Source organism: Paenibacillus agricola (assembly GCF_011440305.1).
Lineage (GTDB): Bacteria > Bacillota > Bacilli > Paenibacillales > NBRC-103111 > Paenibacillus_S > Paenibacillus_S agricola.
This window is the reverse complement of sequence record NZ_JAAOIW010000007.1, coordinates 336,906-360,965: the sequence shown is the minus strand read 5'-3', so window position 1 is coordinate 360,965 and position 24,060 is coordinate 336,906. Positions and strand designations below refer to the sequence as shown.

22 protein-coding genes and 2 pseudogenes are annotated in these 24,060 nt (G+C 47.9%); 19 read left to right on the top strand and 5 right to left on the bottom strand.

Annotation, left to right across the window (positions count from 1 at the left end; translation table 11 throughout):
• The 7 genes from G9U52_RS20670 to G9U52_RS20640 all read left to right on the top strand — a co-directional run bounded on the left by G9U52_RS20670 (position 1) and on the right by G9U52_RS20640 (position 7,708).
• On the top strand, positions 1 to 417 hold the full coding sequence (locus G9U52_RS20670; protein WP_166152521.1) for a CBS domain-containing protein: 417 nt from the start codon (positions 1 to 3) through the stop codon (positions 415 to 417).
• Positions 418 to 532: 115 nt separating this feature from the next.
• Positions 533 to 1,423: a DUF2232 domain-containing protein gene (locus G9U52_RS20665; RefSeq protein WP_243767460.1), complete on the top strand. Its 891-nt coding sequence runs from the start codon at positions 533 to 535 to the stop codon at positions 1,421 to 1,423.
• Between the two features lie 23 nt (positions 1,424 to 1,446).
• Entirely contained in the window at positions 1,447 to 3,411 is a 1,965-nt protein-coding gene (locus tag G9U52_RS20660) for a DHH family phosphoesterase (protein WP_166152519.1), read from the top strand.
• A complete protein-coding gene (gene rplI / locus G9U52_RS20655) occupies positions 3,408 to 3,857 on the top strand; it encodes a 50S ribosomal protein L9 (RefSeq protein ID WP_166152518.1) in 450 nt (149 codons plus the stop codon). Before G9U52_RS20660 ends, rplI begins: the two co-directional genes overlap by 4 nt.
• A 37-nt stretch (positions 3,858 to 3,894) precedes the next feature.
• Complete coding sequence (gene dnaB / locus G9U52_RS20650; RefSeq protein ID WP_166152517.1) at positions 3,895 to 5,235, top strand: replicative DNA helicase; 1,341 nt, start codon at positions 3,895 to 3,897, stop codon at positions 5,233 to 5,235.
• A gap of 225 nt (positions 5,236 to 5,460) precedes the next feature.
• The gene (locus tag G9U52_RS20645) at positions 5,461 to 6,744 is read left to right on the top strand and encodes an adenylosuccinate synthase (RefSeq protein ID WP_166152516.1); all 1,284 of its coding nucleotides are present in this window, start codon (positions 5,461 to 5,463) and stop codon (positions 6,742 to 6,744) included.
• Between the two features lie 160 nt (positions 6,745 to 6,904).
• Positions 6,905 to 7,708 (top strand): hypothetical protein, encoded by an 804-nt coding sequence (locus G9U52_RS20640; RefSeq protein WP_166152515.1) that lies wholly within the window; start codon positions 6,905 to 6,907, stop codon positions 7,706 to 7,708.
• A 22-nt stretch (positions 7,709 to 7,730) separates the two neighbouring features.
• Here the strand turns inward: G9U52_RS20640 and G9U52_RS20635 are convergent, their stop codons facing one another.
• Positions 7,731 to 8,000 (bottom strand): hypothetical protein, encoded by a 270-nt coding sequence (locus tag G9U52_RS20635; RefSeq protein ID WP_166152514.1) that lies wholly within the window; start codon positions 7,998 to 8,000, stop codon positions 7,731 to 7,733.
• A 176-nt stretch (positions 8,001 to 8,176) separates the two neighbouring features.
• On the opposite strand from G9U52_RS20635, the gene G9U52_RS20630 reads away from it, so the two are divergent.
• The 7 genes from G9U52_RS20630 (at position 8,177) to G9U52_RS20600 (ending at position 16,506) form a co-directional block, all read left to right on the top strand.
• Entirely contained in the window at positions 8,177 to 9,745 is a 1,569-nt protein-coding gene (locus tag G9U52_RS20630; RefSeq protein WP_166152513.1) for a M23 family metallopeptidase, read from the top strand.
• Between the two features lie 168 nt (positions 9,746 to 9,913).
• The gene (locus tag G9U52_RS20625) at positions 9,914 to 10,735 is read left to right on the top strand and encodes a DUF3891 family protein (protein ID WP_166152512.1); all 822 of its coding nucleotides are present in this window, start codon (positions 9,914 to 9,916) and stop codon (positions 10,733 to 10,735) included.
• A gap of 143 nt (positions 10,736 to 10,878) precedes the next feature.
• Positions 10,879 to 11,598, top strand: coding sequence for a response regulator YycF (yycF, locus tag G9U52_RS20620; protein WP_166152588.1), 720 nt, complete (start codon positions 10,879 to 10,881; stop codon positions 11,596 to 11,598).
• Positions 11,599 to 11,601: 3 nt separating this feature from the next.
• Complete coding sequence (gene walK, locus G9U52_RS20615) at positions 11,602 to 13,440, top strand: cell wall metabolism sensor histidine kinase WalK (protein WP_166152511.1); 1,839 nt, start codon at positions 11,602 to 11,604, stop codon at positions 13,438 to 13,440.
• The gene (locus G9U52_RS20610) at positions 13,437 to 14,750 is read left to right on the top strand and encodes a YycH family regulatory protein (protein ID WP_166152510.1); all 1,314 of its coding nucleotides are present in this window, start codon (positions 13,437 to 13,439) and stop codon (positions 14,748 to 14,750) included. The genes walK and G9U52_RS20610 overlap by 4 nt, the downstream gene beginning before the upstream one ends.
• Before the next feature lie 30 nt (positions 14,751 to 14,780).
• Positions 14,781 to 15,551, top strand: coding sequence for a two-component system regulatory protein YycI (yycI, locus tag G9U52_RS20605; protein ID WP_166152509.1), 771 nt, complete (start codon positions 14,781 to 14,783; stop codon positions 15,549 to 15,551).
• Between the two features lie 151 nt (positions 15,552 to 15,702).
• Positions 15,703 to 16,506: an MBL fold metallo-hydrolase gene (locus G9U52_RS20600; protein ID WP_166152508.1), complete on the top strand. Its 804-nt coding sequence runs from the start codon at positions 15,703 to 15,705 to the stop codon at positions 16,504 to 16,506.
• Between the two features lie 54 nt (positions 16,507 to 16,560).
• On the opposite strand, the gene G9U52_RS39290 is transcribed toward G9U52_RS20600, so the two are convergent.
• On the bottom strand, positions 16,561 to 16,971 hold the full coding sequence (locus tag G9U52_RS39290; protein ID WP_207953099.1) for a hypothetical protein: 411 nt from the start codon (positions 16,969 to 16,971) through the stop codon (positions 16,561 to 16,563).
• Positions 16,972 to 17,118: 147 nt separating this feature from the next.
• Here G9U52_RS39290 and G9U52_RS20590 point away from each other — a divergent pair, with 147 nt between their 5' ends.
• The 4 genes from G9U52_RS20590 (at position 17,119) to G9U52_RS20575 (ending at position 20,249) form a co-directional block, all read left to right on the top strand.
• Positions 17,119 to 18,396, top strand: a complete 1,278-nt coding sequence (locus G9U52_RS20590) for a S1C family serine protease (protein ID WP_166152507.1) — start codon at positions 17,119 to 17,121, stop codon at positions 18,394 to 18,396.
• Positions 18,397 to 18,671: 275 nt separating this feature from the next.
• Positions 18,672 to 18,839, top strand: coding sequence for a CxxH/CxxC protein (locus G9U52_RS20585; protein WP_166152506.1), 168 nt, complete (start codon positions 18,672 to 18,674; stop codon positions 18,837 to 18,839).
• A 376-nt stretch (positions 18,840 to 19,215) separates the two neighbouring features.
• A complete protein-coding gene (gene rlmH / locus G9U52_RS20580) occupies positions 19,216 to 19,698 on the top strand; it encodes a 23S rRNA (pseudouridine(1915)-N(3))-methyltransferase RlmH (RefSeq protein WP_166152505.1) in 483 nt (160 codons plus the stop codon).
• Positions 19,699 to 20,072: 374 nt separating this feature from the next.
• The gene (locus G9U52_RS20575) at positions 20,073 to 20,249 is read left to right on the top strand and encodes an S-layer homology domain-containing protein (RefSeq protein ID WP_166152504.1); all 177 of its coding nucleotides are present in this window, start codon (positions 20,073 to 20,075) and stop codon (positions 20,247 to 20,249) included.
• Positions 20,250 to 20,376: 127 nt separating this feature from the next.
• On the opposite strand, the pseudogene G9U52_RS42115 reads toward G9U52_RS20575, so the two are convergent.
• Positions 20,377 to 20,660, bottom strand: a pseudogene (locus G9U52_RS42115) (PD-(D/E)XK nuclease family transposase); the annotation flags it as partial.
• Positions 20,661 to 20,943: 283 nt separating this feature from the next.
• Positions 20,944 to 21,411, bottom strand: a complete 468-nt coding sequence (locus tag G9U52_RS20570) for a hypothetical protein (protein ID WP_166152503.1) — start codon at positions 21,409 to 21,411, stop codon at positions 20,944 to 20,946.
• A 1,022-nt stretch (positions 21,412 to 22,433) separates the two neighbouring features.
• Between G9U52_RS20570 and G9U52_RS20565 the strand changes: the two genes are divergently transcribed.
• The gene (locus tag G9U52_RS20565; RefSeq protein WP_166152502.1) at positions 22,434 to 23,303 is read left to right on the top strand and encodes a YitT family protein; all 870 of its coding nucleotides are present in this window, start codon (positions 22,434 to 22,436) and stop codon (positions 23,301 to 23,303) included.
• 441 nt (positions 23,304 to 23,744) lie between these two features.
• On the opposite strand, the pseudogene G9U52_RS41730 reads toward G9U52_RS20565, so the two are convergent.
• Positions 23,745 to 23,902, bottom strand: a pseudogene (locus G9U52_RS41730) (IS3-like element IS655 family transposase); the annotation flags it as partial.
• Positions 23,903 to 24,060: the final 158 nt, after the last annotated feature.

Below are 24,060 nucleotides of genomic sequence, written 5' to 3'. Positions count from 1 at the left end.
GTGAATATCGCGTTTTTTCTTGTGCCTAAAGATGAAGTTATTTACTTATCTCCAAATTCGACCATGCGCCAAGCGCTTGAAAGAATGGAATACCACCGCTATTCGGCAGTGCCGCTTATTGGTGATGATGGCAAATATGTAGGTACTATCACAGAGGGTGATTTATTGTGGAAGCTGAAGCATGAACCGCAAATTGGTTTTGACAATACGCATAAGATCCAATTGAAGGATGTTGCCCAGCATATGGACATTAAGCCTGTACGTATCGACCAGCAGATGCAGGACCTGATCCTGCTGGCGACCAATCAAAACTATGTGCCCGTTATCGATGATAGTGAGGTCTTTATAGGGATTATCCGCAGGCGGGAAATCATTGATTATTGCTTCAAGCTGTGGCAAGCAGAACAAAAGGTGTGAGATGTGTTATAATAGTCAAGTCTGACCGTGTGGAAATACCTAGAGCTTTGGACGAACATTCGCATAAGAGGTGAAAGTGTTGAGGAAGGGTTCCTTGGGATTACTGGGTTGGGGTTTGGCAACAGTTGTTTTACTGCTGTCTATATTGGTACCGCTAGTCAATAGCATTACGATCTGTTTGTTGATGGTACCGTTGCTTGTACAGTATGTGAAGCTGGATACGAAACGATTTTTATTGTTTTATGGGATAAGCTTGGTTGCGGTTTATCTTGTGACCTCACTGCTTTTTATGGGTTGGGTTGCTGTTTTGCTAATTGCTATATCGTTATTTTTCTTGCCGCCAGTTATCCAAATGGGCAATATGTACAAGAAACGTGCACCGGCTCGAAGTGTACTCACAGCGGGAACGGTTACTTTGATAGCGGAGCTGCTGCTAAGCTTAATTGTAAGCTATGCATTTGGACTTAATCTCATTGATAAAATGAAACAGTTTATGCTCGAAAGTATCCAAACATTGCCTGTCCAAATGCAAAATGCGCTGGTTGTCGACAAAGACCTGCTTGTGCAAATTGCAAGCCAACTGGTTCCGTTGTACATGATTGGCTTCTCCTTTTTCTTAGTATTAATCACACATTGGTTGTCGAGGAAATTGCTTAATCGCTCTGGCGAGAAGATACCCGGTCTTAAACCGATTCGAGAGTGGAAGCTCCACAGATCATTGGTATGGTATTATGTGATTGCCTTATTCATGGAAATGTTAGTCAAGGATACGAGCTCAATCCTCTTTACGATGCTGCTTAACTTATTGCCTCTGTTAACTTTCTTATTCGCTGTGCAGGCGATTTCATTTCTATTTTTCGTGGCTCATATTAAAGGCTGGAACCGGGCATTGCCGATCGTTGCTATTGTGATCTCATTGGTTTTTGCTCCAGCCTATTTTATATTAAGTTTGCTTGGGGTATTCGATGTTGCGTTTCCGCTCCGCGAACGTGTGACCCGAAAATAAAGATTGGATTAGGAGCGAAATGAATGCCGAAGTTCCTGCTAAAGCGTTGGCACGGCTTGCATATCGTATGGATTTTTGCTGTATTGACTACCCTTATTTTTGTGCTGATGTACTACCAGTGGGTGGTCGGTGTGATCGCTTTGGTTGTATCTGGCGCCTTAGGCTTCTTTACTATTAAAGCTGAGCAGGCCTTCCGCAAGGATTTGAACCGTTATGTGGCCACATTATCACATCGTATCAAACGGGCGGGCAGTGAGGTCATTAATGAGCTGCCCATGGGCATATTACTTTACAATGAAGAGAAAATTGTGGAATGGCATAATCCTTTTGTAGGGAAGATGCTTGGCAAGGACTCTTTGATTGGTGAGGGACTGCTGGATTTAATTCCAGTATTGAAGGGGCGCAAGGATAAGGAACCAGCAAAGCTAGAGATGGCAATAGGTAAAAATATTTACCAGGTGCAGGTTAGACCTAATGAAAAGCTGCTGTATATCACCGATATTACCGCCTTCAAAACGTTATCCATACGTCATGAGGAAGAACGGCTGTCGATCGGGATTATTATGATGGATAATTTGGATGAAGCCACCCAAGGCATGGATGACCAAACACGCAGCGTTATGATGGCTCGCGTGACCGGCGAAATTACCGAGTGGGCGCAGAAATACAATGTATTCTTGCGGCGTACGGCGTCAGACCGGTATTTGATCTTGATCGACCAGAAGGGCTTGAAGATGCTGGAGCAATCGCGCTTTGAAATTCTGGACGATGTGCGCGACCTCACCATTGAGCACAAGCTGCAGCTGACGCTGAGCATTGGGATTGCGTCTGGCAATGACTCCCTGGCTGAGCTAGGGCGCCTAGCACAGACCAGCTTGGATATGGCTCTGGGCCGAGGTGGCGACCAGGTGGCGGTCAAGATTGGGGAACGGCTGTCCTTCTATGGAGGACGTTCCAATGCGATTGAGAAAAGGACACGGGTAAGGGCACGTGTCATTTCCCATGCATTGCGTGACTTGATCAAAGAATGTGACAAGGTTATTATTATGGGGCATCGCTACCCCGATATGGATTCAATAGGAGCCGCGATTGGCGTGCTGAAGGCGGTCCATGTCAGCAATAAGGAAGGCTATATTGTGTTAGAAGGGGTTAATCCTTCCATCCAAAAGCTGATGGATACGATTGCTGAGGATGAGAAGCTGAACCGGTGGTTTATTACGCCGGAGCAAGCGATGCAGATCATGAACCAGCGCTCCTTGGCGGTTGTGGTAGATACGCATAAAGCTTCAATGCTGGCGGAGCCCAAGCTGCTGCAGCTAACACAGCGCAAATTTATTGTAGACCACCACAGGCGAGGCGAGGAGTTTATCCAAGACGCCACTTTGGTTTATATGGAACCTTACGCTTCCTCGACCTGCGAGCTGGTAACGGAGCTGCTGCAATACTTCAACGACCGCTTAACGATGGGCGTGCTTGAAGCGACTGCACTGTTAGCCGGCATTGTGGTCGATACGAAAAGCTTCACCTTAAGCACCGGAGCCCGAACGTTTGAAGCGGCTTCCTTCCTGAGGCGCAATGGGGCGGATTCCTCACTTATCCAGCGGTTGCTGAAGGAGGATTTGGAAGCCTACATTAAGCGTGCTGAGGTGATTAAGAACGCAACGGTTATTTTTAACCATATTGCTTTGGCTGTAACGGAGCCCAACCGCAAATACCCGCAGCTCTTAATTGCCCAAGCGGCAGATACGTTGCTGACGATGACCGGAGTGATGGCATCCTTCGTGATCAGCGAGCGCCCCGATGGGCTGGTTGGGATCAGTGCACGCTCCTTAGGGCAATTGAATGTACAGATTGTGATGGAACGGATGGGGGGCGGCGGGCATTTAACGAATGCAGCCACCCAGTTCGAAGGTTCGCTTAGCGATGCGATGCAAAAGCTGAAAGATATATTAACGGAGATGAACTCGGAGGAGGCGCTTTTTGAATGAAAGTGATTTTGCTAAAGGATGTTAAAGGACAAGGGAAAAAAGGCGAGCTGAAAGAGGTTTCAGAGGGCTATGCGAACAACTTTTTATTACCGCAAAAGCTAGCAGCTCCAGCAAATGAGTCGTCTGTAAAGATGCTTGACCAACAGAAGAAGGCTGAGCAACGCAAGAAAGACCAGGATAAAGCGGATGCTGAAGCGATTGGGCAGAAGCTAGGGGAAATCACAGTGGAGCTGACGGCGAAGTCGGGTAAGGACGGCCGCCTGTTCGGAGCTATTTCCAACAAGCAGGTAGCGGAGGAAGTAGAAAAGCAGTTCAAGCTTAAGCTGGACAAACGCAAGATTCAAATGGAGGATCCGATTCGTACATTGGGTGTGACAGAGGTTGCCGTTAAGCTGCACCCTGAGGTTTCAGCAAAGCTGAAAATCCACGTAAGCGAAGACAAGTGAGCTATCCATTAGCAAAACAACCCGGGAGGGAACGCAATTGAATGAGGGTGTATTTCTAGACCGAATCCCTCCGCAAAATTTGGAAGCCGAGCAGGCCGTGCTCGGCGCTATTTTGCTTGACAGCGATTCGCTCGTCACGGCGGTAGAGAGGATCAGTGCCGACGATTTCTATCGCACCTCGCATCAGCGGATCTTCGAATCGATGCTGGAGCTGGCCGACGAGGAGGAACCCATTGACTTGATTACGCTGACCTCCAAGCTGCAAAACAAACAGCAGCTGGAGGAAATTGGCGGGATCAAGTATTTGTCTGAGTTGGCTAGTGCCGTTCCCACAGCCGCAAACATTGATTACTATGCGGAAATCGTCGAGGAGAAGTCGATGCTGCGGCGTTTAATCCGCGCAGCGACAAGTATCGTTACCGATGGGTATGCCAGCACGGATGATGTAGGCGAGCTTCTGGGCGAGGCTGAGAAAAAGATTCTGGAAATTTCCCAGCGTCGCTCGACAACCGGATTTGTGGCGATACGCGATGTTTTAATGGAGGTATTCGACAAGGTTGAATACCTGTATAACAATAAAGGCGGAACGACGGGAATCCGGTCTGGCTTTCAGGATTTGGATAAGATGACCTCGGGCTTCCAGCGTTCCGATTTAATTATCGTCGCCGCCCGTCCATCGGTAGGAAAGACGGCCTTTGCCTTGAACATTGCGCAAAATGTAGGGGTGCGCGAGAAGGAAACCGTCGCCATCTTCAGCCTGGAAATGGGCGCCCCCCAGCTCGTACAGCGGATGATTTGTGCGGAAGCGAATGTGGATGCAACCCGCATGCGTACAGGCCTCTTGGAGGCTGAGGATTGGGAGAAGATGACGATGGCGATCGGTTCCTTGTCGGAGGCGAACATCTATATTGATGATTCGCCGTCAGTGACCGTCGCGGACATCCGGGCCAGGTGCCGCAGGCTCAAGCAGGAGCGCGGGCTTGGGATGATCCTGATCGATTACCTGCAGCTAATCCATGGCAGAGGCAAGGGTGATAACCGGCAGCAGGAGGTATCGGAAATCTCGCGTACGCTTAAGCAAATCGCGCGTGAGCTGGATGTGCCCGTCATTGCGCTGTCGCAATTAAGCCGTGGCGTTGAGCAGCGGCAGGATAAGCGACCGATGATGTCGGACTTGCGGGAATCCGGATCGATTGAGCAAGATGCGGATATCGTGGCCTTTTTGTATCGGGATGATTATTATGATAAAGAGTCCGAGAAGAAAAATATTATCGAAATCATTATTGCCAAGCAGCGGAATGGACCGGTGGGCACGGTAGAGCTCGCTTTTTTGAAAAATTTCAACAAGTTTGTCGGGTTGGACCGTGTCCATGCTTAAAGTCAACGCTTTGGCTATATCTTAAAGTTCGTAAATTAGGCAGATCGTGTAGGCAATTATTAATCTTTTTAACCTTTACAGAGCAGTGCCCGAACAATGGGGTTAACGCTTGCCTAATCGTTCGTTTTTATTGACTTTTGTACGTAAAACTGCTAGAATACTAAAGGTGCTTTGAGCCTTTTGGCTAATTATAGGTGAGTTTTCACCTGATGGGGGTTAGGTTGCATGTCAACGGTTGTGGTTGTCGGAACCCAATGGGGCGATGAAGGAAAAGGTAAAATTACCGATTTCCTTGCAGAGTCTGCAGAAGTGGTTGCACGTTACCAAGGTGGTAACAATGCAGGTCATACGATTTTGATTGATGATAAAAAGTACAAATTAACAATGGTTCCTTCGGGCATTTTTTATGAAAATAAAGTTTGCGTGATCGGAAATGGCATGGTTATTAATCCAGGCGCGCTTCTCGACGAGATTCAATATATTCACGATAACGGTTTTACAACGAACAATTTGAAAATTAGTGACCGTGCACATGTCATTATGCCGTACCACTTGTTGCTTGATGGTTTGGAAGAAGACCGCAAGGGCGATAATAAGATCGGTACGACCCGTAAAGGGATCGGTCCATGTTATATGGATAAAGCAGCAAGAAACGGGATTCGGATTGCTGACTTGATGGATGAAGAAGAATTCACGAACCGTGTACGCCAAGTGGTTGCTGAGAAAAATGTACTGATCGAGCAAGTATATGGCTCTACGGCTGTAGATGCGGATACAATCATTGCTGAGTATTTGGGTTATGCTGACCGTCTTCGCCCTTACGTCACCGATACTTCCGTTATCCTTAATGATTTAATTGACGAGGATCGCAAAGTATTGTTCGAAGGCGCGCAAGGCGTTATGCTTGATATTGACCAAGGTACTTATCCTTATGTGACCTCATCGAATCCATCGGCTGGCGGCGTATGTATCGGCTCTGGCGTAGGCCCGAGCAAGATCAGCCAAGTAATCGGCGTAGCGAAGTCGTATACGACACGTGTCGGCGACGGTCCGTTCCCAACGGAGCTAAACAATGAGATTGGCAATTGGATCCGTGAGAAGGGTCATGAGTACGGAACCGTAACCGGCCGTCCTCGCCGCGTCGGCTGGTTCGACAGCGTTGTAATCCGCCATGCCCGCAGAGTAAGCGGCATTACCGGATTATCCCTAAACTCACTGGACGTGTTGGCGGGTCTAGAAACCGTCAAGATTTGTACGTCCTACCAATACCGTGGCCAAACGATCGAGCATTACCCGGCCAGCTTGAAAATGCTGTCCGAGTGTGTGGCCGTATATGAAGAGCTGCCAGGCTGGAGCGAAGATATTACAGGCGTCCGCAAGCTAGAGGATCTGCCTGAGAACGCACGCAACTATATTAACCGTGTAGTGGAGCTAACCGGTATCCCGATTACAATCTTCTCGGTAGGTCGCAACCGTGAGCAAACGAATTTGGTTAAGCCGATATTTTAATTAGATTTTTCCTATAGCGCCTCCCCACCCTTTGCTGTTTAAGGGATGGGGAGGTTTTTTGCTGCATTTGGATTGAGTTGGCAAAAAACCGTCCATACTGAAAGAGGAGTGCCGTGTATGCGGTGCTGCTGAGACCAGAATGGCAGGAGCGGATAAAATAATGAAGCTTATACAGGCTATGATCAAGCTATGCGTCAGCATCATGATCACCTCACTGGTATGTGTGGTATGTACCTTTACAGTAATGAATGCCTATATCGATATGGTTCTCGATCAATACCAATTGAAGTCAACGGCAATAGCGGCACCCAATTGGTCGCAGTTTATGGCGCATTTGGGCAAGCAGGCGCAAGGCTACCGGTTATTCGGCGAAACGAAGCTGGCAGCAGAGGCAAATGGCAGCACCCTGCCGCCTAAAGCTATACCGACGACCCAGGGGGCCACGCAGCAGCAGGAAGACGCTTTAGCCGTGTTTGGGCACCAGCAGGCAGTGGACGGGAGCGCAGAGCCGTTAAAGAGCGAGCCTGAATCCAAGCTTGGTTCCAAACCTGAGCCTGAGGCTAAGCCTAATGCAAGCGCAGCAAATGGAACCATCGCAGATGCCAGCAGATCTACAAGCTTGGATAGTGACATGGGCAATTCGCCAGCTAATGGTTCGAGGAGCTCGTCATCTTCGAGCTCGACCGGCAGCCCTGCCGAACCTGATATCCTCTCGGGAGCGGGTGGGAAGGTTGTCGTTTCCGGCGAGGAGTTTACCAAGAAGAAGGAACAATTGTCCAATGACGACAAAAACCAAATTTTCAAGCTGCTGACGCGTGTCCCGCAAGCAGAAATCCAACATATTTCCTTGATGATGGAGGATGGGATTACAGCAAGCGAGCTATCGAGCATCGAGAAGCTGCTGCAAAATTATTTGAAGCCGGAAGAATACTCCCAGCTTCTAGGTATGATCAAGCCATTGTAAGCCTTAGCTCAACGCCTGTCCTTTAAATCGCCCCTCCATATCTCGCAATGGTATCCTCCACTTGGCGGAATCGTGACGACTCGACCACAACCTCCATGATGCATTCCGATCCGGAGGCGCCCTCGTCGTCACCGATTCCGCTTATTAGACTTGATTGCATCGACTCCAAGGTATAACCCCCGTTCGCAGCTTGATTTTGCAGCTTAATATCAATAACCCCTTGCTCCCGCAGCATCGCTGCAGCGGCCTCCATTTCACCCAAGCTATTGAATATTGCCCTAATATTTTCCATATATTATTCACGCCTCCGCCATGATTGGATTCCCATAAAATCCAGCTACCATTATATGTGTTGAATTTCACAGTCCAATTATGTTAAATTAGTTAAGAGTATTTACTTTTTTAGTATGTCCGAATTATAGGCAGGTTTATGTAATTCGCAAAAAAACACAATTAAAGGAGAACAACATGGCATTTTTTCAGAAAATGGGCTGGCTAAAGAAGCTGCTGGACAACTCCCAGCGCAACCTATCCAATACCCCATTCCACCATTTGGCTCTCAAGCTGCGGGTCAAACCCATAAAAGAACAACAAGTACCCTTACAATTAGCGGAACCCAGAGCCTATCAAGGACTCCTTATACATAAATGGACCTTAGTGAAGACCGTATCCGTTGCAACGATCATTAGTGCCGTAGTATGGAGTGGCAATTCTTATATCGCCAGCAATATGATCCAAGTGGTACATGTGAGCGTAGATGGCCAGAATATTGGCACAGTGTCAGACCAAGCTATTGTAGAGCAGTTCGAGGCTGCGAAAGTAAAGGAAATAGCGACGAATAGCTCTAATTTGAGAATGATCGTTAAAGAGCCCGAGGTTACCTATACAACTGAAAGGGCTTTCATGGCAACTCCGAATGACAAGCAGGTATTAGAGCGGTTAGCTTCCTATATAACGGCTTATCCGATTGGTACGGAGCTGTTGGTTGATGGTCAAAAAGTCGGCGTATTAAAAAACCCCGAAACGGCTAATGAGCTGCTGGAGCAAATAAAAAGCAATGCTTTGGTGAAAAAGAAGGATCCGAACCAAGTGCGGATTTTATCGGCTTCCCCATCTGAGCCTGCAGAAGAAACGATACTGCAAAAGGTTGAGTTCGTCCAAAAGGTGGAGCTTAAAGATATTCCAATCCAGCCACAGGATGTAGCGAATCCGGACGAGCTTAGACAAAAGCTAGAAACGGGCAATGTGCAGCCTGTCCAATATACGGTAGTGCAAGGCGATTGTGTTTCCTGCATTGCGTCCAAGCTTAATATTTCCAAACAAGTGATCTACCAGAACAATCCGACGGTTGTTGACGATAAACTCAAGATTGGGCAAAAGCTGGACCTGACGGTGCTGCAGCCTACGTTAGCTGTCAGAACGGTAGAGAAAGTGATTGAGAAGCAGGAAATCCAGTTTGATACGGAATATGAGAAAGATAACAATATGATGCTCGGAACGGATGAAGTCTTAAAGCAAGGAAAAAACGGCTTGAAGAAAATATCGGTCATGGTTACCAAGATTAATGGAATCATGATTGAGGAAACGATTCAGGGCGAAGAAATTGTGGAGCAGCCCGTAAAAGCACTGGTACGCAAAGGAACTAAGGTTATTACAGGTGAAGGCACAGGCAAGTACGCTTGGCCGGTTATTGGCTCGAAAGTAAGCAGTACATTTGGATATCGTTGGGGCGCGTTGCATAAAGGGATTGACCTGACCTCGTCCAACAAAACGATACTAGCTTCGGACACGGGTAAAGTTAGTTTTACTGGAAACGGGGGCGGGTACGGCAACTATATCATTATCGACCATTTGAATGGTTATAAGACTTTATATGGACATCTGAGTTCAATCCAAACCTCAGTGGGGCAGATCGTGGAAAAAGGCGAGAAAATTGGAATTATGGGCAGTACCGGAAATTCTACTGGTGTTCATTTGCACTTCGAGGTGATAAGAAATGATGTCTCTGAGAATCCATCCAAGTATTTAAACCGCTAGCACTTATACTCTTTATAAACCAATTCGAGTCGTGATGAAACACATTTTAATGAAAAATTTACCAGGCTAGGCACCATGTAAAGCGACACTGAGAGCAAGTCCCGAAATTCCTTGATATGAAAGGGTTTCGGGGCTTGTTCATTTTAGCAAAGAGGGGATTTGATCCAGATGATCGTGTATGAAAAAGAAGAGTCGTTCATTATGATTGCCCAGCACGACCATGGCCACGCTGCGGGGGAGCTTGCAGCGGTGTGGAGCGAGGATTTGCTGATTGGCAAGCAGCGAAGGGATGACTTGGTGTATGCGGCACACCAGCATGACCGAAGCTGGATCGACTTGGACGGCTCGCCCTTTTGGAATGATGCGAAGCAAAGACCGTATTCGTTTCGAGATTTTCCGCTTCAGCCGAGATTTCCGCATTATATGCAAGGTGTGGATGAAGTGCAGCGGCAAAGCGAATACTCGGCCTTATTGTGCAGCCTGTTGTATACGACATTGTTTGAGAGAATCAAAAACGAGAAGGCTACCCCCTATTTAAACCATGAATATGCCAGACAAACCATGCTGAAAACCCGTCTGCAAATCGAAGACGAAACGGAATTGCAGCATCATTTGAGGGTTTTGCTTATATGTGATGAACTATCTTTATTCCTATGCATGGAAGCACCGGGTACACCTACCGAGCAGTATGAGTTATTTCCTGAGGGGCTGCATTATCCGCTGGATGCTTCAGACTCCGGCTCCGGAGCCAACTCCAGCTCTGTTGCCAATGCTGACGTCAATTTCAATAAAAAGCGTATTACCTGGGTAGATCAGGAGGTGGTCGAGCTTTCCTTTTTTCCCTTTCAAAAGGAAGTCTTCTTAAATATCCCTTACAAAAAAGTCGATAAATCGGAGATTGCCCACAAAGGCATCAGTAAAGCTTACCGTGAAGCGGCTCCACAGACCTTTAGTTTTACCGTCAAAGGCGAGGGCAGGAGCCCACAGTGAAAAAAGGATCGCAGCCTGCCCCTATTTCTGCTAAAAAGACTTGTCTCAAGGGTGGTTTGCAGTCGCGCCTTATCTCTTTTTAGCCCAGGATGTGTTAAGATAAAGTGGAGAAATTGAGAAATGAACAGGCGGTGATCGTAAGGATGGCGAAAATTCTCGTTGTCGATGATGAACAACCGATTGCGGATATATTAAAGTTTAATTTGGAGAAGGAAGGCCATGAGGTCATCTGCGCTTATGATGGAGGCAGAGCGGTGGAGCTTGCTTTTCAGGAGCTGCCTGACCTTATTTTACTAGATTTAATGCTGCCGGTTAAAGATGGTATGGATGTATGCCGTGAGGTCAGGATGAAGCTGAATACCCCCATTATTATGCTGACAGCAAAGGATAATGAGATCGATAAGGTGCTCGGCCTGGAGCTGGGTGCTGACGATTATGTTACCAAGCCTTTTGGCACGAGGGAGCTCCTGGCACGGGTGAAAGCCCATCTGCGCCGCCAGGCAAAGGCATTATCGGCACCGCCCGTTGAGGCGGACGCCAGGCAAGGTTTTAAAATCCATGACCTTTTTATCGATAGCGATATGTATATGGTGTATAAAGGCGAGGTGCCCTTGGACCTGACACATAGGGAGTTTGAGCTGGTGCAATACCTGGCTAAGCAAAGTGGCAAGGTGATGACCAGGGAGCATCTGCTGCAGGCTGTATGGGGCTTCGAATATTTTGGAGACGTGCGGACGGTAGATGTAACGATTCGCCGGCTGCGCGAGAAAATTGAAGATGACCCGAGCCGCCCAGAATATATTATGACCCGCCGTGGGCTCGGATATATGATGCGGAATCCGAAGACTACCGGAGGCTTCTGACCCATGAAAGGGATTCGGTTTTTTCAATCGATCCAGGCCAAGCTGATCATTATTTATGTATTGCTTATTTTAATTGCGATGCAGCTGATCGGCGTTTATTTTACCCGGACGCTAGAGGCTTATTTCAAGACGGATTTTATTAATACCCATAATACACAGGCGCAGCTGTTAGCCCAATATGTAGAGCCGTATTTATCCGTAAATAATGAGGAATCCAAGTCGGGCGAGGCACGTAAATCGTATGCCGACTTGAATGATGTCGTCAATAACCTGTTCGCCATCAGCAATGCGGAGATCCAGGTGATCGACGCCAACGGAATCGTATTGTCCACTTCGATGGCAAGCCACCAGGCGGTGGTCGGGCAGAAAAATATACAGACTGAAGTGAATCGGGCGCTGCAAGGCATCAAGGATAACCAGCGGATGTTCACGGATTTTGACGGTGTACGCAAAATGATCATCGCCAAGCCTGTGGGCACGGGTGTAAAGGTCAATGGTGCGGTCTATATTATCGCTTCGATGGAAGAGATGTACAAACCGATGAACCTGATCAACCAGTTCCTCATCACGGGTACCTTGCTTGCGCTGGCATTAACGGGGATTCTAGGCGTGATGTTGTCCGCTACGATTACAGGTCCGATTAAGGCGATTACGAAGCAGGCAACGGCTGTAGCCGAGGGGCGCTTCAATGAAGCGGTGCCTGTGCTTGGGCGTGATGAGATTGGGCAGCTGGGACAAACTTTTAATTTCATGACAGGGCGGCTGAAGGAAGCCTTGTCCTTGAATGAGGAGGAGAAGGAGAAGCTCGCCTCGATCCTGACCAATATGAATGACGGCTTGATCGCTGCCGACAATGATGGACGGGTCATCGTGATTAACCGGCGTGCCAAGCAGATTTTGCAGGTGAATGAGGATACGACGCTTGGCAAGCAGCTCCATGAGGTATTGGGCATTCCCCGAGATGTGATGCGCCAGTTCGAATTCGGCGAGGACCCTACCTTGCTGCTCCACTTTGTCCATGAGGAGGAAGAGCAGCTTTCCGTGAAGCTGACGTTCACTGGCTTATCCAATAAGGAGAAGGGCCGCTCGGGTACGATAGCCGTACTGCAGGATGTGACCGACCAGGAGAAGCTGGAGGAATCCAGGCGCGAGTTCGTGGCCAATGTGTCCCACGAGCTGCGGACGCCCCTTACGACGATCAAGAGCTATCTGGAGGCGCTGGAGGATGGCGCACTTGAAGATCCGCAGCTGGCGGGCAAGTTCATTAGCGTGACCCGCAACGAAACGGAACGGATGATCCGGCTGGTCACGGATTTATTGCAGCTGTCCAGGCTGGATTCCAATCAAGCGATTATTAGCAGGGAAAGCACAATTGTGATGGAAATGCTGGAGGAGGTCGCTGACCGCTTTTCTTTCCAAATGGAGCAGCGCGCGATTACGGTTACGATTGATGTTGCCAAATCATTGAAGGAAATTATGATTGACCGCGACCGTATTGACCAGGTGCTCGACAATCTGGTGTCCAATGCGATCAAATATACATCGGATGAAGGGCATATTTCGCTTTGCGCCCGCCTGACGGATACCGAGCTGCTGGAAATAACGGTGCAGGATAACGGAATCGGTATTCCTAAGAAGGATCTGAGCCGAATTTTTGAACGGTTTTACCGGGTGGATAAAGCCCGTTCACGCAGTATGGGCGGTACTGGGCTTGGCCTCTCGATTGCCCGGGAAATAGTTAGAGCCCATGGAGGCACTGTCCTGCTGGAATCGGAGCTAGGTAAGGGAACGAAGGTAACCTTTACTTTGCCATACCCCCGTAATGAGGAGGCTGTTGTATGATCGAGAAGCTGAAATCTGCTTCTTTGGTGCTGCTAGTCGGGCTGAGCCTTGTACAGAGCTATTTTCTTTCCTATAGCCCTCCGAATTTCGATCCGCTTGTTCAAGACGAATATGTGAAGACCGACCGGCTTGGCTCGCAGGCGCTGTTGGAGGAATTATTGTTCCCGGACCAAGTCATTCTGCATCTGGGCAACCAGCAGCATACCGTGCTATACCGAGAATCAGATGCTTATAAAATGGTGGTTGAAAGTGTCAACCAACGAACACTGGACGGATTCCGAAAAATGAGCACAAGCGCGTTAAATATCAATTGGGAGGATGTCCGCAATAAGCAGCAGGGTGTAGAGGTACGCTTTCGGGACGGGATACCGTTCAATGTGCTGCAACGGATGATGCAGCTCAAGGGTGAGCTGCCCTTGGATAATGATACGATTACCCGTATTTGGATTTTTGTAAAGGATAGCAAGGATGAGGTCAGGACCGTATTATTCACGGACACGCCCAATCTGGTATATGAGGTACAGAAGTCGGACATATCCGGTACAGATATTGAACGCTTTGCTACGGAGGTACAGAAGCCTGATGCGAGCGGCAACCCCGTGATGGTTCCTTACAAAACGACCAATGGGGACTTTTATGTGCCGCTGAAGCCGATTAATTTTGCCTCAGTGAAGCTGCCGTTCAAGCTATTTACAGCGGACCAGCTGAAGCGAAGTTTTTTTGTCGACCCGGCGATTACCCGCAACCTTTCAGAGCGTGACGGCTCGGAAATATACACGGATGCGAAGCGTGGGCTACAGCTGAAAAACGACCAACGCTGGATGACCTACTCCGATCCTGTAGCAGCAGCTACTTCGGTTGACAATAAAGCGGATTTGCAGGATAACCTGCTGTCAGCGGTGCAGTTCGTTAATCAGCATGGTGGCTGGAATGGGACGTATTCGTTGCAAAAGGTGCCACAGCGCTTGCTGCCGGGCAACCAGCCTTTTATTTTTAGGCAATATTATGGGCATCTTCCAGTGATCGACCAGCGTGCCAATATCGGGTATATGAAAATGGTTGTGCAAAAGGGTGTTGTCGCCAGCTATGAACGCTCCACGATGATTCCTGATGCGAATGGTGCGACCAGCAAGGAAGTGACGATTATCGGCGGTGAGGCTTTGGATGAGAAGCTCAATGAATATTCGAAAAAGCATGCTGTCATTTCGATATTTCCCGCTTACCGCCCGTATGTGAATGAACAATCGATCGATTTAGTACCGGCCTGGGCGGTTGAGCTGCGGGATGGAAGCTATGAATTTTTGGAATAAAGCCAGCATGAATCGGAGGGAGGGACAGCGATGGACTGGGGCCGGGCGAAAATGATTCTGATTCTAGCCTTCTTTTTACTGAATGCGGTGCTTGGCTACCAGCTGTGGACGACCCGTTCGGACCTTCTGGAGTTCGATGCCAATACAGCTAGCGCCAATGAAGAAATCCAGCGTCTGCTAAAGAGTAAAAACATCCAAATATCGACCGAGCTACCTAATGAAGTGCCAAGGCTGAAGGAAATTGTAGTGAAGTTTACCGAGCTTGAAAAATCAGATAAACAGATTATTTTGGAGACACCATTCAGATACAGCCCGTTAATGAGCAAAGTGTCTCCGCGTGATACGGCTGCCGCCCGTGCAGCGATTCCGAATATCGACAAGTACCAATACGATCCGGTGCTGAGCGCCAATGGAGTCTATGTGTTCCACCAGCTCTATGGATCGTTGCCGATGTTTGAGGTGCAGCTGGAATTATTCGAGCAAAATGGGATGATTGTTGCTTACCGCCAAGGCTATGTGGAGGACCAAGCAGCTGGTGAGCAGAAGGAGCAAAAGGTGATTTCTCCTTATACGGTGCTGCGTAGTCTAATTGAGACTTATTTTCCAAGTGGAACGGTAGTCACAGGCATCAAGTTGGGTTATCATGGACAAGAATACAATTCGCAAACCAGGTTTATGGTGCCTTATTGGCGTGTAACGCTTGGCAATGGAGACGGCGATATTTATTATGTGCATGCATTCAACGGGGCTGTAGAGCCGCCGCAAAAAAAAAGTAATAGTCAAGCAGCGAATAAAAAGTAATAGTCAGGCAGCAAATAAAAAAGTAATAGTTGAACAGCCATTGAATATGGATTAGGAGTTAAGCAGCAATGGGAGAAATACGGCGAAATCCCTTTGCTGTGCCACAGATTTTTGCAACGCAACTGCAAGGAGCCAGATAGGAGTTAACCAGATGGGCATTCGTTTTAGTGTATTGGCAAGTGGATCTACAGGAAATGCGACGATTATAGCGACTGAAGAAAGCAAGGTGCTGATTGATGCAGGCTTAAGCGCCAAAAGGGTAGAGCAGCTCCTGCAGGAAAAAGAGCTGTCGGGAGCGGACCTGGACGCGATTGTTGTGACCCATGAGCATACCGACCATACCAAAGGCTTAGGCGCGCTGGCACGCAAGTTTGACCTGCCGATTTATGCCAACGAAAAAACCTGGAAGATGCTCGATAAGCAGGTCGGGGCGATTGCCGAACACAACCGTTGTGTGATGGAAACCGGCAGTGTACTGGATTTGGGCTCGCTGAGAGTCGAATCGTATGGGATTTCCCATGATGCGGCTGAGCCGGTCGGCTATTGCTTTTACCATGAGGAGCAAAAGCTTAGCGTGGCTACCGACCTCGGCTATATGAGCGAGAAGGTAAAGGAGCAAATCCGCGACAGTGATGTGCTGGTGCTGGAATCGAACCACGATATCGAGATGCTGCGGGTGGGCAGATACCCTTGGAATATTAAAAGGCGTATCCTCAGTGATATCGGCCATTTATCCAATGAAGCGGCAGGCATCGGCCTGTGTGATGTGATGACGGAAAAAACCAAACGTGTTTACCTGGCACATTTGAGCCGTGACCATAATATGATGGACCTGGCCAAGATGACGGTAAGCCAAATGGTAGAGGAGCGGCTGGCACCTGACGACCACCGCGCCAGGCTGATGGATACGTACTACGACCGTGTCACCGCCTGGGATCACCTGGACGAGGATTGAGTAAAGCAGCTAAGGGTTGGCAGGCATCGTATGGATAAGCTGAGCAGCGAACGGTTAATTGTCTGCATGAGAAGTAGAGGGCGCTTCAACCGAAGGCTGAGCACGCATGGTATCGATGGGCTGGGAAGAAAGCGAAGCTTCCGAATGCTGGGCGCGCATGGCATCAATGGGCTGAGAAGAAAGCGAGGCTTCAACTGAATGCTGGGCGTACATCGCATCAATGGGCTGGGAAGAATGGGAGGCATCGTCTGATTGTGGGGAATGCATGGCATCGAATACATGGGGAGTAAGCGATGCATCCAGCTGTGCGGACATGATGGCAATATCTTGTGCGGTCATGATGCCTTTCTCGACCAGCAGCTCGATAAGGGCGCTAAGCAGCAGGCTGTTATGGTAATGGGTATGCTTGAGATCGGCTAGCTGGGCAATCCAGTTGACTTGGTCTAAATGATTCATGCGATTCATGGCGGCCATCCTTTCGAGTTGGGAAATTGTAAACTATATGCTTAGTCTAGTCTGATAGAGTGGATTTCATTCCTATTATTTTAAAAGATTATAAGATTACGAGTTACAGCTCTGTACGTGGAACGGCAGAGAGGGGAGCGGAAGACGATGGGTTTGTTCGATGATGATTTTTATTCCACCAAGGTGCCCCGTTGGAACGAATGGTCAGTTAAGGGACGTAAGCTAAGACGCGGCTCTAGTAGATCATCCTCGCCTTCTTGGTTGCTTCCTGTTTGCGGTGGAGCTGCAATTATGCTCGTGCTGCTGGTGCTTTTTAATATAGGCGGTGGCAATGGCGGAGCTGGAGAAGCTCAAGTGGCAAGCCAGGCATCTGCTCCTGGACCTGAATCTGGATCTGGGAATGGTGGTGCCGCATCTGGTTTCGGTAATGCTTCAGCACCAGATGCCCAGAGGCAGAGCAGCGACTCCGTTGTCAGGGCTGCGGAGAAGGTAGGACCAACCGTAATTAGCGTTATCGGGTCAGGTAAAGAGGGCGAGAAGGCGGGCGTACGCGGCGCAGTCGGATTGGGGTCGGGTGTATTGTTCGAGAAGGTTGGGGGCAAAGTCCGCATCGTAACCAATAACCATGTGGTTGAAGGCTTCGCACAGCTCGATATTGTCACAACAACGGGTGAGCGCAAAAAAGCGAAGCTGCTCGGCCGTGACCAAATGACCGATTTGGCGGTGCTGGAAATTGACGATAGCGGAATCAAATCGGTCGCGGAGTTTGGGGACTCCGATGCCTTACGGGCCGGGGAGACCGTCATTGCAGTAGGCAATCCACTGGGGCTTGGCTATGCGCCCACAGTTACCAGAGGCATTGTAAGCTGGCCGAAACGGACGATTCCTGTTTCCTTGGGCACTCAAGGGGAGTACGACTGGGAAATGGACGTCATCCAAACGGATGCCGCCATCAACCAAGGCAACAGCGGCGGCGCACTCGTTAACCTCGATGGCAAAGTGATCGGGATCAATACGCTGAAGGTTGCCGATATGGGTGTAGAGGGACTTGGCTTCGCGATCCCGATCAATTCCGTGAAAACAATCATCGAGGCGCTGATCACAGACCAAAAGATCAAAAGACCGTATCTGGGCGTGGTCACGCAAAACCTGCAATCTTTTACGGGCACCGATGTATTAAAGCTGCCAGCTGAGGTGAAAGCTGGTATTATCGTGATCGATGTAACCGGACCCGCTAAGGATGCCGGCTTGAAGACCAATGATGTTATTATCCAGCTCGACGATAAACCAGTGGACAGCACCTTGGCGTTGCGCAAATATATTTACAGCCAGAAAAAAATCGGTGATAAAATTACGATTACGTATTACCGCGGCGGCAAAAAAGCCACGCTGGTGCTGACGATGGCGGAGTTGAAGGATCGTTAGTGGGAAAGAGCTTAGAGGGATAGAGCTAAGCTCTAAGGGCTAAGAGCCTTAATGCTTCGAGGGTATAAGCGTGGCATTGAGAATATAAGCGAGCGAAGGCATCGAAGGAGATGTTGCTGGAGCTCGGCAATAGAAGAAGAAAGATTGTAGGGATGTTGATAGGTATCATAAGGCAGTGGGCGTGATGCCGAGATGGCAAAGGCTCTTTTGGACAGTCAGAGCTGGTTAAACAGAAGCCGCTTGCGGCAAAGTATAGAGAAGAGTGGGGTTTGGGTATGTATGTAGTATGTAAGGAGCATTTGGAGCTGGCTATCGACCAGTTCGTAGATGAGTACGAGGATGCACCGGATATTGTAGACTTGGAGACTGTGAAGTTTTCTGAATGGGAACCTCCTGCTCATTGTGAGCGGTGTGTGGAGCAGGCGCGTTTCTTGGTGGTATAGAGAGGTTAAGGAAGGAAGCCGTTCATGTCGCTTGTTATTGCGGCTTGGGGCTTTTTTTTGTGTAGAGGGCTAGAGTAGTGGGCAAAGACGAGGATAGGAGCAGGTGAGAAGTAGGGCGAGGTTAGGTAGGAGCGGCGTAAGCGTTGGACGGTTCCCAGCGCGCCCCAACCAAGCTAGGCGCAACTAGCTGATGAAGGCTCAGCTGGTGAGTAGGGATATAATAACGGAGATAGGTGCAGGGCAAGAGCAGGGCAAAGAGCATGGATAAGGGCAAGACCAGTGAAGAACAGAAAAACTCTAAGAGTAGCAGGTGGAATGATCGCCGCTTGAATGTGAAGTGACGGATACAAAGCATGGGTTAGGAGAGATTAGGCGAATGCAGACGATACAAATAATAGCGGTTGGGAAATTGAAGGAAGCTTATCTGGTACAGGGGATTGCGGAGTATACTAAGCGCCTTGGGGCTTACGCCAAGGTGCAGATTGTTGAGGTGCCCGATGAACGGGCACCGGATTCCATGAGCGCCGCTGAGGAGGCGCTCGTCAGGCAACGCGAGGGCGAACGCATCCTCGCGCAAATCAAGAGCGACGCCTACGTCGTGGCGCTCGCTCTTGATGGCATGCCGCTAACGAGCGAGGAACTCGCGCGGCATGTAGAGGGCTTGGCCACATATGGGCGTAGCCATGTGGCCTTTGTGATCGGGGGCTCACTGGGCTTAGCCCCCGCGGTGTTGGCGCGCGCCGAGCTGAAGCTGGCGTTCGGGCGCATGACCTTGCCACACCAGCTGATGCGGCTGGTGCTGGTGGAGCAGATTTATCGTGTGTTTAAGATAATTCGGAAGGAACCGTACCATAAATAGGGCGAAATTTTGAAATATGATCATTTAATTATTTAATCAGAACCGAGGATCCAAACTACCTAGACTATCGGAAGTTTGGACCTAAAATGTACCCCCTAAGAAAGATACTTTTAAAGTGACTTTCTTAGGGGGTACATTTTATTTTTCCATGCCGTTTCGGATTCCATTTATATTCGCTTTCTTGTCTTCGAGCATAACTTAATGACATTGAATCGTAGGTTGGTCCTTTCTCATTAAGAATTCATTAAGAAAAGTCTGTTTGTTGTATGTTAGTCTTAAAAAAGATACGTGAAACGGCTTTAATGATTGGAAGTTAGAGACTTACATTTTTCAAGAGAAGAGGAGTGAAAAGTAATGATTAAACGACATTATCCATGTTTTCGGGGAGTGAAGCAGTAAGCGCATGGGCTAAACCTGCTGTTGCTTCGGCAGTGAGGAATGGAATCGTCAACGGAACCGATGCTGGATTAATGCCTGCGAGCAATATTACAAGAGCGGAAACAGCTGCCATCGTTCAGCGAATGTTGAAGAAGGTTAAGCTAATTGATTGATTGAATATCCAACGTAGTTTTTAAAGGACTGTCCGCAGGCAAGACATGCTGCTTTTGGACAGTCCTTTTAATATCCATAGAAATGTGCAGACAAGGCTTCAGTCGTCAGAAGGATTGGAGCTGAGCCTGATTGGTCTACGTTGCAGAGGAACAGGAGCCAGTTCACCAAGCCTCCCTCTACGGAAGCTTCAAGTTCCTTAGCTTGGTCAGTTCCATCACATGAATTCCGATATCGTCGGTCAAAGGGATGCCGGTAGGTCTTCTCTAAGATAAAAAATGTTATGGTAGCGTTCGTTGGGCAAAAACGAATAATTCAAGAAATTGATAGTCACGCATTTCTTCAACTCGCTGCGCCTTTTTGAATCTGGTAATAGTACATCTCGCTCCAATAGACAGCGTCCGCTTCTCGATAGTGGGGATAAGATATACAAGGGATAACCATCGAATCGGGTTGTCCTTTTCTTCACCCCAAAATTCGCCGGTAGAGTGATACGCTGACCCGTATCACAAATTGGGCAAAATTAGGCACTGTTAAAAATTAAAATGCTACAGATTCATTTTTTCGAAATTATCACTTGCGGGTCATCTTTTTTAATATGGTTAATGATATTGATAGTTACGTTGTTATCAAGTCATTAAAGTATTATATTTCAGTCCGTGGACCATAGCGAAAGCTGTATTACCGTCATCAGAATCAAGACAGCAGAAACTTCCATACCCCCGCTAGAGCTTTTAGCTGGGCCCAGCAGATAATGGCTGAGACGGCAATAACGAGTGCAAAGAACAGAAGCAAAGTAAATTTCAAAATTTGCATCCGTCTTCCGTCTGGGTGTTTACGGACTCTGCTGAAAGTGTTGTCTGTTGGCTTAATGATAGCCCGTATACCTACCACGCAGGCGGTAGCAAGGATAATAAAAAGCATTAAGGTAGCAATTCGTTCAGCAGTGAAAGGGATTAGGTCTGTACCTCCCGGACCAGGTCCCGTGTCCAGAAACCAATGGTAGATAGCAACGACGGAAAGAGAAAGAAGGAACAACACATATACCGTCCTCCATATCCAGTCAAACAGCTTGAAGAAGGGTCCGGGTGGATTCCTTTTCTGTTCCCGGCGAACCCTGCGCTCGGCGTCCCTTCGGTCGACCATCGCTCGTTTGGATTTCATGGATTTCTTGTCTCCTATAGTTCGGTGTACTTACTTGTACTATCAAGAATAGCACAGTGCAGACGACTATAACACAAGAAGGTAAATTACTCACATAATGTTTCTGGATATGAATATTCTGGTTTTCTAGTTCGGTAGAGATAAGATACCTATCGGATTTCTCTCAATTTATTGACAGTGTGGAGCGCTAGCCTATAGGTGGCGCTCTTATTCTGTTTAAAAAATTTAGCCCTTATAATTCGCCTTTAGAGTGTTAAGGTGAACCGTATCATAAGTAGCGCGGAATTCTTACAATCACGGCATTGAAAAAGAACCGTACCATTAAATATAGGTGATTGCTCTGTCGGTTAACAAGCAGTCAGTGCATTATTCACAATCACCTGTCCTATCTTTCTATTATTTCGTGCCTGTTAGAGAGAGTCCCCAATTACTGTGGAAAGTGGAGCGAGATCCGTTATGTTATTTTAATTGCGGAAAAGGAATGATCAAAATCGAGAACAGAAAGGAGCAGACAGAATGCCAGGCGGGCCGCGGTCATTATCTCTCTGGGATGGAATACTCAAGGAATGATTATGTAAAAGATATTCTGAACCCGGGATTCATTAAAGGATATGGTGGTCATATTAACTCGTATCCTGAACCTTGATTCTGTATCGAACGAAGGATAGCTACGAAAGGCAAGTTTACCGACTTGACCAACTCCTCCGCAGCAGCGGACATTCACGAGCTGCTCGAGCAAGAATTATCGACGGCAAGTCAACGGTAAGTTTGAGCCGAAGAGTAGCCCCACGCGCACTGAAGCACTAACGAGCATACTGAATGTGTTGAGACTTGACCCGGAACCCTATATGTTGTCATCTTTTGGGATACCGTACTCAGGGTGAGCTTAAGGCCACTCATAAGCCCATTTGAACAGCACGAAAGCTGTGGGACGTGATATTTGTTATAATATTAGGTAAAATAAAAATGAACTTGGTTTGCACATAGTGCGGATCTTTGATAAAACGAAATGAGGTTACAACATGAAGATGGGGCACAAAAAACCTGCTGTATTAAAAAAGATTCAACGAGGACTAGCTGTGATAATCGGAGGATTCATAACAGCCTATGGACTTGAAGCCGTATTAATTCCGAACGGCGTATCCGACGGCGGCGTAACGGGGCTAAGCATCGTTGGCTCGGAGCTTGTCGGACTGCCGCTAGGACTTTTAATCGCGGTTCTTAATATTCCGTTTATATATTTAGGGTACAAGCAAATCGGAAAAAGTTTTGCCATCTATTCCGTGCTCGGGATTGCTTCGTTGGCCTTCGGCACTGCCGTTATGCATAGTATTCCGACCATCATTGAAGGGGATACCCTACTGGTAACCGTTGTCGGCGGTATTATAATCGGCTTTGGAATGGGTCTGGCCCTACGGAATGGCGGTGCATTGGACGGCTTCGATATGTTGGCCGTGTTGCTTTCGCGAAAATTACCTTTCGGTACCAGCGATCTTATCTTATTCCTGAATACGTTCGTGTTTATCGTCGTCTCGACCGTATTCGGCCTTCAAGGCGCTATTTTGTCCGGTATCGCTTATTTTATTGCCTCCAAAGTGATTCATATCGTCGAAGAAGGTTTAAGCGGCGCGAAATCTTTCAAAATCATTACCAGACATCCCGAAATTATGGTAGAAACCATTCGTAACCGCTTAGGGCGCGGCGCTACCTATAATCTCGTGGAGGGCGGATATTCCAACGAACAGTACAAAGAAATTACTTGCGTCATTAACCGATTGGAAGAAAGCAAATTGAAAGAAATCATCCAAAAAATTGACCCGAGCGCCTTTATAATGGTTTACGACGTTGCCGAAGTACAAGGCGGAAACTTCAAGAAGCACGATATACACTAGAAGCATCCGATGAGCATTGATCGGCTACTCCAGAGATTCAGGCTACTATTTCGGGCATTTACGCTATATCGCCGAGTTTCTCATGAGCGATTATGTGAACGAGTTGATTGTCCAAGGGGAGCGCCACAGAACCGGGCTCAGAGGCAGCTAAAGAATCTCCAATTCTCGGAAGTGAGATCATAACTTATGAAGTGGCATCTGTAAAAGAAATAGTGAAATAATAAGAACGCCAAAACAGCGATACAAGACTAAGCTCTTGCATCGCTGTTTTGTTCCCTTTAATTGTAGCTAATGGGTGAACAAATACAATCTCTTGGGTCACTTTCAATAAAGAGTGTTGGAAGCACAACTAATGACCTCTAATTAACATTAGCGGTCATTAGTTATTTTCAGAGCATATATTTGATGTCCGCTAATGAATTTGGAGGCTTTGCCATGCTCTTCATTCGCTTGTTCCTTTGCTTCGTAATAAAACGTACTTCTTGGGATTTGCAGGACATCGCACATTGCTGACACCGAGTATTTATCACGGTTACTTCGGATGATAGCTACTTTCGTCCCATGATCAGCGCGGCTTGCTTTAAAATGTCGTTCTCCATTTAGCCGTTATAGTGTATGAGGAGAACCGTACCATAAATGACGGCTAAATTTTTGAGCCTAATTGCTTGCGGGCATGGAAATAGTTCGAAGGAATGAAGGCCGCCTAGATGAAAGTTCGATGCGTAGATGGCCTAGTAGGGCGGACTAACTAATCTGA